The organism is Paenibacillus sp. FSL R7-0313, assembly GCF_037969885.1.
In the GTDB taxonomy this organism is placed as follows: domain Bacteria; phylum Bacillota; class Bacilli; order Paenibacillales; family Paenibacillaceae; genus Paenibacillus.
In genome coordinates this window covers 2,783,503-2,798,346 of the sequence record NZ_CP150219.1, presented here as the reverse complement: position 1 = coordinate 2,798,346, position 14,844 = coordinate 2,783,503, and the positions used below count along the sequence as shown (strand labels likewise).

The window sequence follows — 14,844 nt, the reverse complement described above, 5'->3', positions numbered from 1 at the left end:
TAATTAGGTGATAAGAGTACTTTATAAATCTTTAAGTACATTTTCATCCCATTCCGACACACGTAGTACACCATCTACAACATCCACCACGACAACACGCGCTCCCGCCGCAATGGGGAGGTGCTCAAAACTGGATGCCGTTTGAATCGTACTACCGGATGCAAAGCGGATCATCACTTCGCCAAAACCTTTTTCCGGCACCGGAATGGTAATTTCCCCAATTTTCCCAGATAACTCTTTCATTGAAAATGCAATCGAGACATCGCTGTTACGCATCGGTTTGATATATGCAAAGAATACCAGCATGGCTGCAGCAATACCTATAAGCAGGGATAATATTAGACCCGACATCGCACTTAATGAACTATAACGTGTCAGCATAATGCCTGCCCCACCGAAGGTTGTAATGGAACCAGCTAGCACAACGGGTTTGAAAAAATCAAGACCTGGCATTTCGAAGGCTCCGTCCAGCAAGCCGTCAATCAAGTCACCCAGCACAAGACTGACAACCGCAAATATTGCTCCTCCAATCAGACACCCCCAATAAATTGTCTCCATCCCCTGTTCCTCCTCTCCTCTGCCGCAAATTCATCCTAACTGGGCATTCCACATGTAAATAAATACGTAGCTAACATCAAAATGTTTCAAAATCTTTCCTCAAATGTATTCTGAACCCGATAATGGGTATTATCACGACATTCGGTTCTTCTTGCTTCATGTTCCTCCATCATTCACGTGTACAGCCCGAATACATGAAAAAACCGCAAGCCTCCATGAAGGAGACTTGCGGTTATTCGACAACAGGATGTGTCCGTTCACTTGTCAGTGATTATAAAATTACAGAGAAGCCTTGTAGATGGATACAACATCTTCCCGTTGCAGTTTCTTGAAGTTACCGAATGGACCAAATAGCATCGCTTTATCAGCCATTACGTCGATCTGGCTATCATCGATATCGTAATCTGCCAGACGGTTAGGTGCACCAATGGATGTCCAGAATTTGCTGAGCGCATCAATACCTTCTTCGGCAATCTGTCTGTCCGACTTCCCTTCAGGATTCACTTCGAATACATTAATTGCCAGACGTTTGAATCGGTCCACATTGACATCCAGGTTATGTTTCATCCAGTGTGGGAACAAGATTGCAAGTCCACCGCCGTGTGGGATATCATACACTGCGGATACCGCGTGTTCGATATTATGTGTTGCCCAGTCTCCTGCGAGACCCATATTCAGCACGCCATTCAGTGCCATTGTTCCGCAATATAGAATCGTTTCGCGAAGTTCATAGTTCTCCAGATCTTCAACCAGACGAGGTGCTGCTTCCATAACGGTACGCAGAATTGTCTCACAGAAGCCGAGTTGAACCGGTGTGTTGGCATCCAGATGGAAGTAATGCTCCAATACGTGGGACATCATATCCACCATGCCGTATACCGTTTGGTCCAGTGGAACAGTGTATGTATTCACCGGATCCAGGATGGAGAAAGCAGGGAATGAATAAGCGCTACCCCAGCCCAATTTTTCTTGTGTATCCTGATTCGTAATAACCGAACCGGAGTTCATCTCCGAACCGGTTGCTGCCATCGTCAATACGGTACCGAGTGGAAGAGCATCCTGTGCAACAGCTTTGCGCTGTGCAAAATCCCACATATCGCCATCATATTTGGCACCTACAGCAATAGCTTTGGAGCAGTCCAATACACTACCGCCACCTACAGCGAGGATCAGGTCGATGTTATTTGTTTTGCAGAGGTCTACCCCTTTATGCACCGTAGAAAGACGCGGGTTAGGTTCCACACCTGCCAGTTCAGTCACTTCTGCTCCAGCTTCCTTAAGCAATCCGATCACTTGATCGTATAGACCACTTCGTTTGATACTGCCGCCACCATATACAAGCAGAACCCGTTTACCGTATTTCGGCACTTCTGTCTTTAATGCTTCCAGTTGTCCTTTGCCGAAAATCAGCCGGGTTGGATTATAGAATTGGAAAGATCTCATATCTATTGTCGCCTCCAATGGAGTTTAGAATTTTTAGTGCAACTCCAATTATAGTACCCCGTTTATAGAAAAACAAATCGATAGTCACTCACTTTATAACAACCCGTTAATCTCCAAATGGGCTCGAAACATCTCGCTAGTAGAAGGCAAATCTTCAGGTGCTACCCATGTTTCAGGTGACCATAATCCAGCCTGTTTGAATGCCCGCGGACAATGGATAAAACACTCTTCCACATCCACAATGACAGCCGCACCTATGGTTTTACCACTCCAGCCCATACTGGCGATGAATTCCTCATCCTTGGTGATGGATGCTGTACCATTAATGCGCAGCACTTCATTCAGACCCGGAATCAAGAAAAGCATACCAATACCTGGGTTCGACAACATGTTCAACAACGAGTCTATCCGCCGATTGCCTGGGCGTTCGGGATAGACAAGCCGGTATGTATCATACACTTTTACAAATCCCGCTCCATCACCCCGAGGTGACACATCACTTTTTCCATCACGATCGGAGGTGGAGAGGAAAAATAACGGTGACATGGATAGAAAGTTCTGAACATGTGAATCCACAAATGAAATTGCCTTGTTACGCACATGTTCATGCGGTTCACCCACCATGCCTTGCAGTTCCTCAGCATCTGTAATCAACGGAATATTCAATGACTTCTTTTCCAAGTTATTAACCCCATTTCCTCAATTCATTGTGGTACTCTAGGACTTCAGTCCATTATAACTTGCCCGGAATTTCTTTCCAATGCACACAAATGTCTAGAACAAGAACAACACCCGCTCATGATTGGGCGGGTGTTTTGGTTTGTTGACTACTATTCAGTGTATCCCATGCTGCTTACAAAACGACGGAAAGCCTGACGTCCTGCTTCATCATATTTGTAGACACCTGCATGTTCCAGAATCTCGGCAAATTTCAAGCCGACTTCCTGTTGTACAATGGCAACGGCTTGTTCTTTGTCCAGGTTAGGACCAAAGCGTTCAATCAATTCTTCCGCCCAGCCCAGATGTTTGTTCAACACATGATCAGAAGCTTTGGAGGCTTCAGCAAGTTTGACATCTCCAGCGAGGATATCCGCGATACTGTCCAGTTCTTCTTTCAAACGACCTGGCAGGATGGCAAGCCCCATCACTTCGATCAGACCAATGTTTTCTTTCTTCAGATGGTGCATTTCACGGTGCGGATGGAAAATCCCTTCAGGATGCACATCATTCGTACGGTTGTTACGCAATACAAGATCCATCTCATAACCACCATCTGCACTACGACGAACGATTGGTGTTACCGTATTGTGTGGTACTTGTTCCCCGTCCACTTCACTGAATGCTTCGATATCCACAGCAGAATCACTGTAGACCTTCCACGCTTCATATACGGCGTTACCCGCTTCTAGCAGCTCTGCAGGGTCGTGAGAAGCCAGACGCATTACAGACATTGGCCATTTCACAAGACTCAAAGTAAGTCCAGGTGCATCCGCATGGCGGAAGACCGCTTCAGGCTGTGCATTTTGAATGGCGAACGTATGACGACCACCTTGGAAATGGTCATGTGTCAGAATCGATCCACCTACGATCGGCAAATCCGCATTAGATCCGATAAAGTAATGCGGGTACTCCCCGACAAAGGCAAGCAGTCTGCGCAGTGTATCTTTGGTCAGTTTCATCGGCACATGATCATGATGGAAAATGATGCAGTGCTCGTTGTAGTACACATACGGCGAGTATTGGAACAACCAAGGCTCGTTGTTAAGTTCCAACGGAATGACTCTCAGATTCTGGCGGGCCGGGTGATTCACCCGACCAGCGTAACCTACATTTTCACGACACAGTTGGCATTTTGGATATACCGGTGGCGGAAGCAATTTCGCCATGGCAATTTCCTTTGGACTTTTCTCCGGTTTTGACAGGTTGATAGTAATCTCCATGTCTCCATAGGCCGTGTCCTGTGTCCAGTAGACGTTCTTCGAGATCCGATCCATCCGAATATAGTTGGAGTTAATTGACAAGTCATAGAATTGAGATGTAGCTGCCTCAATACCTTCCGTCTGCTCCGTGTGGCGGAATGCGCGTACCACTTCGGATGGGCGTGCCATCAGATGGCCCATGATTTTGGCATCCAGCAAATCACGGAATGTATCGCTATTTTCAGGAATGAGTCCAATGGAAAATCCATAATCAATCAACGTATCCAGCATAGCCTGTGGACCATCAGGCACAGTCGTGTCCAACTCGCCGGCATAAGGCTCTGAGAATCCGAATTGTTCCAGCAAGAGGTTGCGGCTATAATCCCAATCCGCTTCCTCGATTAATTGTTTCTGCAAGGCAAATGCAACCAGACGTTCAATGGCATGCAGTGCTTCCTGCTGCTCCGGTGTCCGCTCTGTGGCACCTGCTGCAATATGAGTCTGTGACATAAGGTGTTCGCCTCCTAGTTTTTTCCGTAGCCGTCAGGACGTGATTGGTGCCAGCTCCAAGCGCTTTGAATGACATCTTCCAGATTGGTCCATTTCGGATTCCAACCCAGGACAGATCTCGCTTTGGCAGATGAAGCTACCAGCACAGCCGGGTCACCTGCACGACGTGGTTCCTGTACAACCGGAATATCGAGGCCAGTCACTTTTTTAGCTGTTTCGATCACTTGTTTTACCGAGAATCCTGTGCCGTTACCCAGGTTGAACACATTACTGTTCTCACCTTTGCGAAGATAATCTACTGCACGCAGATGTGCATCAGCCAAGTCGCTTACGTGGATATAGTCACGGATACATGTGCCATCTTCTGTTGCATAGTCGTCACCAAACACGGCGATGTGCGGGCGTTGTTTCAATGCTGTTTGCAGTACAAGTGGAATCAAGTGACTCTCTGGTTGGTGATCTTCACCAATTTTACCGCTGTCATGAGCACCGGCTGCATTGAAGTAACGCAGGGAAACGTATTTGATATCCTGAACTTTATCGAACCATGACATCATGCGCTCCATCATCAGCTTTGTTTCGCCGTATACGTTGGTTGGCTCTGTACGATCACTTTCTTCGATTGGCACTTTCTCAGGCTCACCGTAGGTAGCTGCCGTAGAGGAGAAGACGATGCGGCGTACGTTCGCTGCATTCATCGCTTCCAAGAGACAGAGTGTACCAAACACATTGTTGTCATAATATTTAACCGGGTCTTTCATACTCTCGCCTACGAGTGAGTTGGCCGCAAAGTGAATGACTGCATCGATTGAATTCTCAGCGAACAGCTTCGCCAGAATTTCTTTGTCACGCAAATCCCCTTCATACAATTTACCGCCGAGCAACGCCTCACGATGCCCTGTCTGCAAGTTATCCAGTACGACAACCTCTTCCCCACGTTCCAACAATGCTGCTACCGTATGAGAACCAATATACCCTGCTCCACCTGTCACCAAAATTGCCATTTTACTTCGCCTCCTTCAATTCTTTAACACCGTCGCCTACACCGCATACATAGAAATCACCTTTGAGACTGGTACGCGCTTCATATGCAGCGCCCACTTCACTTACAAAACGCTCGACATCATCTTCATGCACAAGTGATACGGTACAACCGCCAAATCCTGCGCCAGTCATCCGAGCACCAAGCGTGCCTGGAATCCGCTGAGCCTCTTCAACCATAACATCCAGCTCATCACAGCTTACTTCGTACAAATCGCGAAGCGATTCATGAGAAGCGTTCATCAGCTTGCCAAAGGTTTCCAGATCGTTACCCTGCAATGCTTCGACCGATGCGAGCACGCGAGCGTTCTCTTCCACAACATGTTGTGCACGCTGTCTTACTTTCTCATCCTTGATCTGATCCTGTAGTGTTACGAACTGCTCTGGCGTCAATTGAGCCAGGTAATTCAGTGCAGGCAGCTGTTCCTTCAAGATGGCAAGTGCCTGCTCGCATTGGGAGCGACGTTCATTGTATGCCGAATCTACCAGACCGCGGCGTTTGTTTGTGTTACCGATGACCAATTTGTAGGAGCCTGTACGGAAAGGAACCTTTTCGTACTCCAGTGTGTCACACATCAGCAGGATCGCGTGATCCTGAGCACCGTTTGCAACAGCGAACTGATCCATGATTCCACAGTTGACGCCTACGAACTCATTTTCCGCTTTCTGGGACAGAAGCGCCAGTTGAACCGTATCAATATCCGATACACCCTCCAGAGACTGAATCGCAAATCCGGTGAGTACCTCCAGAGATGCAGATGATGAAAGTCCTGCCCCGTTCGGAATCTCCCCGTGGTACAGGAAGTCGTAGCCTTTTGTTACATTTACGCCTTTGCCTTGCAATTCAACCATGACACCAACAGGATAGTCGGTCCATTCTCCGGTTTTTTCCTTACCGATGGAGGAAGTGTCTAGTACCCCTTCGTAAGACATGTTCGTGGAAGCCAGTTGCAACTTGTTGTCCTGACGCTCACGAATGATCAATGTAGTTCCGAATTCAAGTGCTGCCGGGAGCACGTATCCACCGTTATAGTCAATGTGCTCACCGATCAGATTCACACGCCCAGGGGCATGAAATACACGGATGTCCGCTCCACTCTCTCCGTACTTCTCAATAAACTTTTGTTTCAATTCAGTTACGTTCACTGCTGGTGCACCTCGCCTCGTTGTTGTGGTTTTCTTAATGTTATTATATAAGAAAGCGGTGCCTCTTGTAATGCAACCATGTGTGTTTCATATGGATAAATGTGACCTTAAGGCGTATAATGATCGGAGCATCCCAGAAAGAAGGAAACAACCATGGCAGATCAATCCAACGGCAAGAAAGACCCTCTTGCATCTACTATCGAAAAAATACAGGAATCACCTTCCGGTAAAAGTGGAGCACTCAGTTATTCGGTTGCCTCCAATCCCGTCTATTATGAGCAAGGCGCACTGCATGTCCTGTTTGCCGGAGCAAGCCAGACCCTTCCGGGTCACGCCGTCGGACCCAAACTGTTTGATTATTATCTGCTGCATTATGTAGAAAAAGGAGCGGGTACGTTCCGTACCGAACTGCACACCTACGAGTTATCCGCAGGTGACTGTTTCCTCATTCACCCCGGGCAGCTGGTAAGCTACCAGTCTCATGCCCGCAATCCATGGCAATACCGCTGGATCGCCTTCACGGGCAGCCAGGCTGCCCAGCATGCCGAGGAGGCGGGATTCCGCCCTGAGAAGTCCGTTTTTCATGCCGGATCCTCGTGTGGAATTTCCGATTGGTTATCCGTGATGCAAGATGCTTTTGCCGAGCGCAAAGAAAGCTCCCATTTCACATCACTGGGTACGTTATATATGATTCTAGCCGAAGCACAGAATCACCTTTCGCAGGGCCAAACCTTAATTCCAGGTGAATCATCCATCCGACGTACGGTGAAACAGATGATTCAATATATGTCCACCCAATATGCCTATCCTGTCTCCATTGAACAAATGTCTGCAAGTCTCGGGTACAATCGTGCGTATCTATCCCGTATTTTCAAACAGGAAACCGGACTTTCGCCAGTCACTTATCTGCTAAAACTGCGGATCGACAAGTCGCGCCAACTCTTGAGAGAACGCCCGGATCTGTCCATCGAACAGGTATCTGCCTCAGTGGGACTGCCAGACGCGCTGTATTTCTCCAAACAGTTCAAACGATTTCACGGTGAAGCGCCTAGCTTGTATCGAGAGAAAATACTGTCCCGCCCACTACATCAGGGGATACAGAAGAATGCTCAACAAAACAAACGGTAAGCAACTTAACGGACGGAACCACGTAAGACAAAAAAAGGTGCATTCCGCCATTATGGCTAAGATGCACCTTTTGCACTTTATTTATTTGTCATCAGGCTCCGGAGACAGGATGGATTCAATCCGTTCCAATTCCTCTGTAGAGAAATCCAGTTGACTGAGCGCAGCCACATTCTCTTCAATCTGGGAAGGACGACTTGCGCCAATCAGCGCGGAAGTTACCCTGCCATTACGCAGCACCCATGAGAGTGAAAATTGGGCCAAACTCTGACCGCGGGCTGCTGCAATCTGGTTCAGCGCACGCACTTTGCGGAGCGTCTCTGGAGAGATGTTGTTTTCATTCAGGAATACCGACGGTCCTTTGGCACGTGAGTCTTCCGGGATACCATTCAAGTATTTGTTCGTGAGCACACCTTGTGCCAATGGACAGAATGCAATACTGCCTGTTCCATACTCATCCAGCACGTCCTGCAAACCATCTTCAATCCAGCGGTCCAGCAGCGAGTATTTCGGTTGATGGATTAACAGGGGCGTACCCAGACTTTTCAAAATTTCGGCAGCCTGTCTTGTTTGCTCTGCGGGATAGTTGGAGATCCCTACATAGAGGGCTTTACCCGAGCGAACAATATGATCCAGTGCCATCATCGTTTCTTCCAAAGGCGTTTCGGGATCATAACGATGTGAATAGAAAATATCTACATAATCCAGGCCCATACGCTTCAAGCTTTGATTCAGACTGGATACCAGATTTTTGCGTGAACCCCACTCGCCATACGGCCCGGGCCACATATAATAACCCGCTTTGGTGGAGATCACCAGTTCATCACGATAAGGTTTCAGATCCTGGGCCAGTACCTGTCCAAATAACTGCTCTGCCGAACCTGCCGGTGGGCCATAATTGTTGGCAAGATCAAAATGTGTAATACCCAGATCAAATGATCGGGTAATCATATTACGGCCATTCTCAGCGTTATTGATACCGCCAAAATTATGCCACAGCCCCAGTGAAATCGCTGGCAGTTTCAAACCAGAACGTCCAACGCGGTTATATTTCATCGTTTCATAGCGAGTATCGCTTGCTACGTAGACCATTATGAATCCCTTCTTTCCCCAGGTTCCGCCTCTTGTATCCGGTCTACGCCGGAGAATGCGGTTATTCAGTCCATACGTTCAACCAAGAAGCTGGTCCACAATATTCATTACCTCACCAATCGGCTCTGTAATCAGCAAATCAGCCCTGCGGTCGTAAGCGGTAGGTGTGGCGTTAAGAAGAACGGTATGTTTTCCTTGAAAATACGTAATTAACTGGGCGGCTGGATATACCGTCAGTGACGTGCCGCCCACGAGTAACAGATCGGCAGAAGACAATGCATCAATAGAGCGATACAATGTCGTCTGGTCCAGCTCTTCCTCGTACAGCACTACATCCGGCTTGATTACACCACCACATGCGGTACAGCGAGGTACGGTATGTTGGGATTGTATAATATCATTCAGCGTATAAAACTGTTTGCAATCCATGCAGGCATTACGATGAACTGAGCCATGAAGCTCCAAGACAGTGCTGTTGCCTGCCTTCTGATGTAGTCCGTCGATATTTTGCGTGATCACTGCCTGAAGTTTTCCTTCCTGCTCCAGACGGGCCAATAGTCGATGACACCCATTCGGTTCCGCATCTGGATGAAGCATTTTGCCACGATAAAAATCATAAAAAATATCGGCATGTTGATCAAAAAAATGCCGGCTTAACAATTCTTCTGGTGGATAAGGCGAATGCTGCTCTGTCTGATACAGACCCGCAGCCGAGCGGAAGTCGGGAATCCCGCTTTCCGTTGAAGTCCCGGCCCCTCCGAAAAAAACAATACGGGAGCTTTCCTGAATCCAGGCAGCCAGTTGTTCTATTGCGTTCATCCTCTCTCCTCCTTTTGTTTACTATATAAATTGAACTAAAGAATATTTACACTGGCCGCTCCGTTTTGTATAAATGTTGAGTTCAATTTATATCGTTCAACCAAACCAGAGTGACTTATATAATCACGCTTATCTCATTATAATGACGAATAATGGCATGGGCATCAACCAGGTGGGATCCTTGATCTAACTGTGGACAGTAACCAAGCGTATAGGATACCTCTGCGTGCCGCCCCATCTGCATATCCCCATTGCTGTCTCCAATTACAACGGCCTCCGCAGGATCGATATGTAATTCACGGCAAGCCAAGAGTGCTGCTTCTCTATCCGGTTTGCCCTGGGTCACCCGATCACAGCCCACAATGGATGTGAAAAAGGAACGTATCCCCATCCAATCCAGATGTGTTTCTGCTGCCGCTGTACTGTCTGAAGTGACGACCGCCAGTGGTATGTCCGCTGCCCTGCATTTCTGCAAGAAATCCAGCAATCCTGACATGGGTTCAGCGGATTTGCGCTCTCTTACCGATCTCATGGCTACACTTGAAAATTTGCGTATCGTTGTGATCGCTTCATTCCATGGCATGCCTGCTGCATATAGCTGCCCGGCAAGCAATCCCGTGCACTCATCCACAGTCGCAATGGCCAGCGGGCCTTGCGGATCATATCCAACAATATGACCTTGGGGATTATGGATGGTGCCCAGAACGTGCTCCCGTTCAACCGTAAATGAAGCTCCAAGTTCATTCATACGTGATTGCAACTGATCCAGTAATGTCTCTGCCCACGGTCCCCATAGCTGGAGAAATTCCAGTAGTGTTCCATCTTTATCAAACAGGATACCTTTACATGGGATCTGCGCTCCATTCACTTGAAGCATGGTCATCCGTATCACCTCCATCAAGTATGCTATAAATGCATACAGCCCTTAGTGCAGAATAACCAAAACCTACTTGATGGTACTTAACCAAGCCAGAACTGTCTTGACGGTCTGATTCAGCTGTTCTTCTCCACTCACTTCCGGCTCGCCATCTCCTTTTTGATGACCATAATCACCGAACTGGGCGTGGTTACCACCTTCAATGGTGTAATATACCGTCTCTACAGGCAAATACATACGTCCACTCTGATACTTAGTCATATTCACAACCTCATCTTTAGTACCCAGAATGGATAATGCAGGTATTCCCAGTGTCATTACGCTTCCTTTTTCATCCGGGTAGGATGCCAGAAAGAAGATGCCGTGAAGTGCATCAGGATGCGATGCTACATAACGTGCAGCCATCGCCCCGCCGAGAGAGTGTCCACCCATAACAAATTGTTCGTCCGGATATGCGGCCAGAATCTCATCTGCCAAGTTTGGCTTGAGCACTGCCAGGTTAACTGGCATCTTGGCAATAATCGTGTGATGACCCGCAGCGGCCAACTCATGCGCAAGTGGTGCGTAACTTTCAGGTTTTACCAGTCCACCAGGGTAGAAAAGTACACTTTTCCCAGTCGGTTTATCTGGCACAAAATCAATCCAGTTCTCTTGTTCGCTCACGGTCACCTTATTGGCTGTTTCCATGGCCGTTTGAGCTGTTTCCTGTGGACCGTATGGTGTGAATAATTTCCACGCAACAAATCCACATCCAATGACAATGAGCGCCAGAAGTACGAGCAGGAATTTCCCGATGCCCCTCTTCTTGCGCCCTGTATTATACCGATTTCTCAACGTTAATCACCTTTCTTCACTTCCGCAGGTGCCGCGGCTCACAGAATTGGGAGCCTTCGTTAATTCAGGCTCCCTTTCTCCGAATTGAACAAATATTATTCAGCCTTGGCCTTGCGATAAGCATCCATATATTGTTCCGCTTTGCGACGGACATGACTCAGGTCACCCGTCTTCACAGCTTCCGATGTCAAGTCGGAGCCGATACCAACAGCCACTGCTCCACCCTTGATCCAATCCCCCAGATTAGACAAGGATACCCCGCCAGTTGGCATAAAATTCGCCTGTGGCATAGGCCCTTTCATCGTTTTGATAATCGAAGGATCATACAGATTACCCGGGAACAACTTCACGATGTCCACACCGAGTTCCAATGCGCGTTGAACATCAGCAATCGTCATCACACCAGGCAGAATCGGAATTCGATACAGGTTGCAGATCTGAACGGTATCCGGATTCAGGGAAGGTCCGACTACAAACTCGGCACCCGACATGATGGCCGCTCTTGCCGTTTGCGGTTCTAATACCGTTCCCGCACCAATAATCGCGAACTTCTCTGGATCTTGTGTGTTCCAATGGTATACACGGCTTAATTTTTCAATGGCTTTGAGCGCACTGGGCACTGTCATCGTAATCTCGATAACTTTAATGCCACCCGCAATCGCTTGCTCGGCCATGGCAATGACTTGATCAGCAGAATCTGCACGCAGAACTGCCACAACCCCATTGTCCGTAATCTTTTGCAACAGCTGAAGCTTCTTCATTTCATTCTCTCCCTTGTCAATGTGGTGGTTGTGTATACAAGCCTTACATTTAAGAACGAAGATGAGCCATATATGATTTCAGCAGCGACTAGCGCTCAACATGGGCAACGTTGTTCAGCTTGGCCTCGACCTGCCCCCACGTGGGGAGCGCCTCCCAATCGCCAACAGCCTGTATAACCATGGAACCGGTCAAATTGCCGAGACGGGTTGCTTCCTGCGGGGAGTATCCTTTTAACAACCCCGATAAAAATCCCGCGCAGAATCCATCTCCTGCTCCTACCGTATCCAGAACATAATCCGCCTTAAAGTACGGAACTTCCGTTAGGGTACCATTCGCCAATACGTAGGTCAAATCAGGGCCACCCTTCACGATGCACACAGCATTCATGGCAGATAAACGCTCAAGCACTTTTTGATCATTTTCTTCGTTATATAGAAGTTTCATCTCGTCCAGACCCGGTAAAAAGTAGTCCGCCAGTTCAGCTAAACGCAGTATAACCGGACGAGCCTCATCCGCAGACCATAGTTTGAGACGCAGATTTGGATCAAAGCTTACTTTCACCCCTGCCTGTTTGGCAATATGTATGGCAGCCTCTACCGTTGCAAGTCCGGACGGGCTTATCGCCGCCGTTATACCTGTAACATGTAATATCTTCGCCCCGGCAATATAGTCGGGATCCAGATCATCAGGTGTAATCGCACTTGCAGCAGATAGCTTCCTATAATAATGCACCGAGGCTTTCCCGGAAGCGTTCTCACGAATCATCAAACCAGTAGGCTCGTCATCACTTAACCTTACCCGGGATACATCTACACCTTCACCGCGAATGGCTTTCAGAATCATACTGCCGATCGGATCATTGCCCAAGCGTCCAAACCAACCACTGGTATGCCCCAGGCGGGATACGCCAATAGCCAGATTGCTCTCAGCACCCCCGAAAGACTTGTCCAGTGTGGCTGCATATTCCAGCCCTCTTGTATCCTTGGCGGTCAGCAAACCCATACTCTCCCCAAACGTAATAATTTCCGGGCTTGGATAGGGACTCGTTGACATGATTTCTTCCCTCCTTATATTTACATTCCCTCATCTTCTTTTACTATTGTCATCCTCTATGCAACCGTTGTCAATCCCGTTGCGTTCATTTTGTTGTCACAGCTTTGAGAAAAGATAACGCTTACCAATGTGAATTAAATCACAATAGATAATGTACATCCGTATTACCCTTATTACAGATGCAAATGACCTTGCAACTAGGGTCTATAAGGGGGCTACACCATGAAAAAACAGACACTGATCCGGGATGATCAGGAATCTTTCTTTTACAATCTGCGCTTTATGCTTATCGTCTGTGTCCTTGCTGGTAATGCACTGGAACCACTCATCACACGCTTTGCAGGAGCAGAAGCTCTGTTCCTGTGGATATATACGTTTCACATGCCACTCTTTGTATGGGTAACCGGGTATTTTGCGACACACTCACTTCAAGGTGCCTCTGGGCGAAATGTCCTGAAGCAGATTGCCTTACAATATGTACTGTTTCAGTCCTTATACGCATTAATGGACTTTACCGTCTTCCACACACCCCATATGCGGCTATCCTTCTTTGCACCTTACTTGCTGTTATGGTTTCTCGCGAGTCATTTCTGTTGGCGACTGTTGCTTCGTCTGACGATTTCATGGAAACCGATATATCGGCTGATTGGATCGATTGCGCTCGGTGTAATTGCCGGGTATTTGCCTATCGACGGATTCTGGCTCAGCTTCAGCCGTACGTTTGTGTTCTTGCCTTTCTTTGTTATCGGTTATGACTATGGAGCATCCATTCGTTCTCGTTTATTATCCGGTTGGGGGCGAAGAACTGCAGCCATCCTCTCCGCTGCACTGTTGGTATGGATCGCGTATGGCGGTTTGAATATTTCATCGGGATGGTTACTTGGCAGCATGACATACGCCGAACTGGGCCATCACGAATGGTATGCCGGCATCTTCCGACTTGGTGTCTACCTATTGGAAATCGCATCGGCAACACTTTTCTTGGCCTGGGTACCTTCCCTGACTTCCAGACTGACGGACCTTGGACGACGCACACTCTATGTATTCCTGCTGCATGGTTTTCTCGTTCGTCTCGCGATCTGGTCTGGAGTCTACAGTTATATGGGAAGCTCAGCTTATATTCCAGTCATACTTGTCATCGCGGTACTCTTTGCAGTCACACTGGCTCTACCGGCTGTACGTCACATGTTCAAACCCTTAATTGAACCGGATATATCCCGCTTTTCTTTCAATCGGCATGGGGTGTTCAAACGGTCGGCCTAACGCTCTGACGGATCTCTTGACCATCGATTCCATCCTGGTGTGTTGTTTCAGGCTGGAAATGATGTGGTAAATTAGGGATAACGCGCTACAAAAAACAACTTATTGTTGTAAGGAGTGATTTGTAATGGCACGTCAACCGACGTCAGAACGCAAGATGAGCCGTGAGGAAGCCGGTAGATTAGGTGGTAAAGCCACTTCCAAGAACCATGATCGAAGCTTCTACCAGATGATTGGAAAAAAAGGTGGAGAAGCGACTTCAGATGCCCATGATACTGACTTTTACAAGCAGATTGGTCGCAAGGGCGGCGAAGCAACCTCCGAAACCCATAACAAGGAATTCTATCGTGAGATTGGACGCAAAGGCGGAAGCAACTGATGAATTCCGCTCGCCACATCGAAACA

Annotated in this window: 14 protein-coding genes and 1 pseudogene; 3 read left to right on the top strand and 12 right to left on the bottom strand. The window is 47.8% G+C overall.

Features of this window, described 5'->3' with window-relative positions; genetic code table 11:
- Positions 1 to 21 precede the first annotated feature (21 nt).
- The 6 genes from NSQ38_RS12285 to NSQ38_RS12260 all read right to left on the bottom strand — a co-directional run bounded on the left by NSQ38_RS12285 (position 22) and on the right by NSQ38_RS12260 (position 6,617).
- On the bottom strand, positions 22 to 558 hold the full coding sequence (locus NSQ38_RS12285) for a hypothetical protein (protein ID WP_017686844.1): 537 nt from the start codon (positions 556 to 558) through the stop codon (positions 22 to 24).
- Positions 559 to 837: 279 nt separating this feature from the next.
- Entirely contained in the window at positions 838 to 2,001 is a 1,164-nt protein-coding gene (locus NSQ38_RS12280) for an iron-containing alcohol dehydrogenase (RefSeq protein ID WP_047844049.1), read from the bottom strand.
- Between the two features lie 93 nt (positions 2,002 to 2,094).
- Positions 2,095 to 2,667, bottom strand: a complete 573-nt coding sequence (locus NSQ38_RS12275; protein WP_339789474.1) for an MSMEG_1061 family FMN-dependent PPOX-type flavoprotein — start codon at positions 2,665 to 2,667, stop codon at positions 2,095 to 2,097.
- Positions 2,668 to 2,831: 164 nt separating this feature from the next.
- Complete coding sequence (locus NSQ38_RS12270) at positions 2,832 to 4,430, bottom strand: UDP-glucose--hexose-1-phosphate uridylyltransferase (RefSeq protein WP_339789470.1); 1,599 nt, start codon at positions 4,428 to 4,430, stop codon at positions 2,832 to 2,834.
- Positions 4,431 to 4,444: 14 nt separating this feature from the next.
- Complete coding sequence (gene galE / locus NSQ38_RS12265; protein ID WP_017686840.1) at positions 4,445 to 5,434, bottom strand: UDP-glucose 4-epimerase GalE; 990 nt, start codon at positions 5,432 to 5,434, stop codon at positions 4,445 to 4,447.
- Between the two features lies 1 nt (position 5,435).
- On the bottom strand, positions 5,436 to 6,617 hold the full coding sequence (locus NSQ38_RS12260; protein ID WP_339789467.1) for a galactokinase: 1,182 nt from the start codon (positions 6,615 to 6,617) through the stop codon (positions 5,436 to 5,438).
- Positions 6,618 to 6,770: 153 nt separating this feature from the next.
- Between NSQ38_RS12260 and NSQ38_RS12255 the strand changes: the two genes are divergently transcribed.
- Positions 6,771 to 7,745: an AraC family transcriptional regulator gene (locus NSQ38_RS12255; RefSeq protein WP_339789464.1), complete on the top strand. Its 975-nt coding sequence runs from the start codon at positions 6,771 to 6,773 to the stop codon at positions 7,743 to 7,745.
- 81 nt (positions 7,746 to 7,826) lie between these two features.
- On the opposite strand, the gene mgrA is transcribed toward NSQ38_RS12255, so the two are convergent.
- The 6 genes from mgrA to NSQ38_RS12225 all read right to left on the bottom strand — a co-directional run bounded on the left by mgrA (position 7,827) and on the right by NSQ38_RS12225 (position 13,179).
- On the bottom strand, positions 7,827 to 8,834 hold the full coding sequence (mgrA, locus tag NSQ38_RS12250; RefSeq protein ID WP_036674510.1) for an L-glyceraldehyde 3-phosphate reductase: 1,008 nt from the start codon (positions 8,832 to 8,834) through the stop codon (positions 7,827 to 7,829).
- A gap of 78 nt (positions 8,835 to 8,912) precedes the next feature.
- Positions 8,913 to 9,653, bottom strand: coding sequence for an NAD-dependent protein deacylase (locus NSQ38_RS12245; protein ID WP_339789461.1), 741 nt, complete (start codon positions 9,651 to 9,653; stop codon positions 8,913 to 8,915).
- A 115-nt stretch (positions 9,654 to 9,768) separates the two neighbouring features.
- Positions 9,769 to 10,536 (bottom strand): HAD family hydrolase, encoded by a 768-nt coding sequence (locus NSQ38_RS12240; RefSeq protein WP_339789458.1) that lies wholly within the window; start codon positions 10,534 to 10,536, stop codon positions 9,769 to 9,771.
- A 63-nt stretch (positions 10,537 to 10,599) separates the two neighbouring features.
- Positions 10,600 to 11,364: an alpha/beta fold hydrolase gene (locus NSQ38_RS12235; RefSeq protein WP_339789456.1), complete on the bottom strand. Its 765-nt coding sequence runs from the start codon at positions 11,362 to 11,364 to the stop codon at positions 10,600 to 10,602.
- Between the two features lie 95 nt (positions 11,365 to 11,459).
- On the bottom strand, positions 11,460 to 12,125 hold the full coding sequence (locus NSQ38_RS12230; protein ID WP_017686833.1) for a bifunctional 2-keto-4-hydroxyglutarate aldolase/2-keto-3-deoxy-6-phosphogluconate aldolase: 666 nt from the start codon (positions 12,123 to 12,125) through the stop codon (positions 11,460 to 11,462).
- Positions 12,126 to 12,213: 88 nt separating this feature from the next.
- Positions 12,214 to 13,179, bottom strand: a complete 966-nt coding sequence (locus NSQ38_RS12225) for a sugar kinase (RefSeq protein ID WP_339789453.1) — start codon at positions 13,177 to 13,179, stop codon at positions 12,214 to 12,216.
- A gap of 222 nt (positions 13,180 to 13,401) precedes the next feature.
- Between NSQ38_RS12225 and NSQ38_RS12220 the strand changes: the two genes are divergently transcribed.
- Positions 13,402 to 14,442, top strand: coding sequence for a fucose 4-O-acetylase (locus NSQ38_RS12220; protein ID WP_339789450.1), 1,041 nt, complete (start codon positions 13,402 to 13,404; stop codon positions 14,440 to 14,442).
- Positions 14,443 to 14,566: 124 nt separating this feature from the next.
- Positions 14,567 to 14,809 (top strand): annotated as a pseudogene (locus NSQ38_RS12215) (general stress protein); the annotation flags it as partial.
- Positions 14,810 to 14,844: the final 35 nt, after the last annotated feature.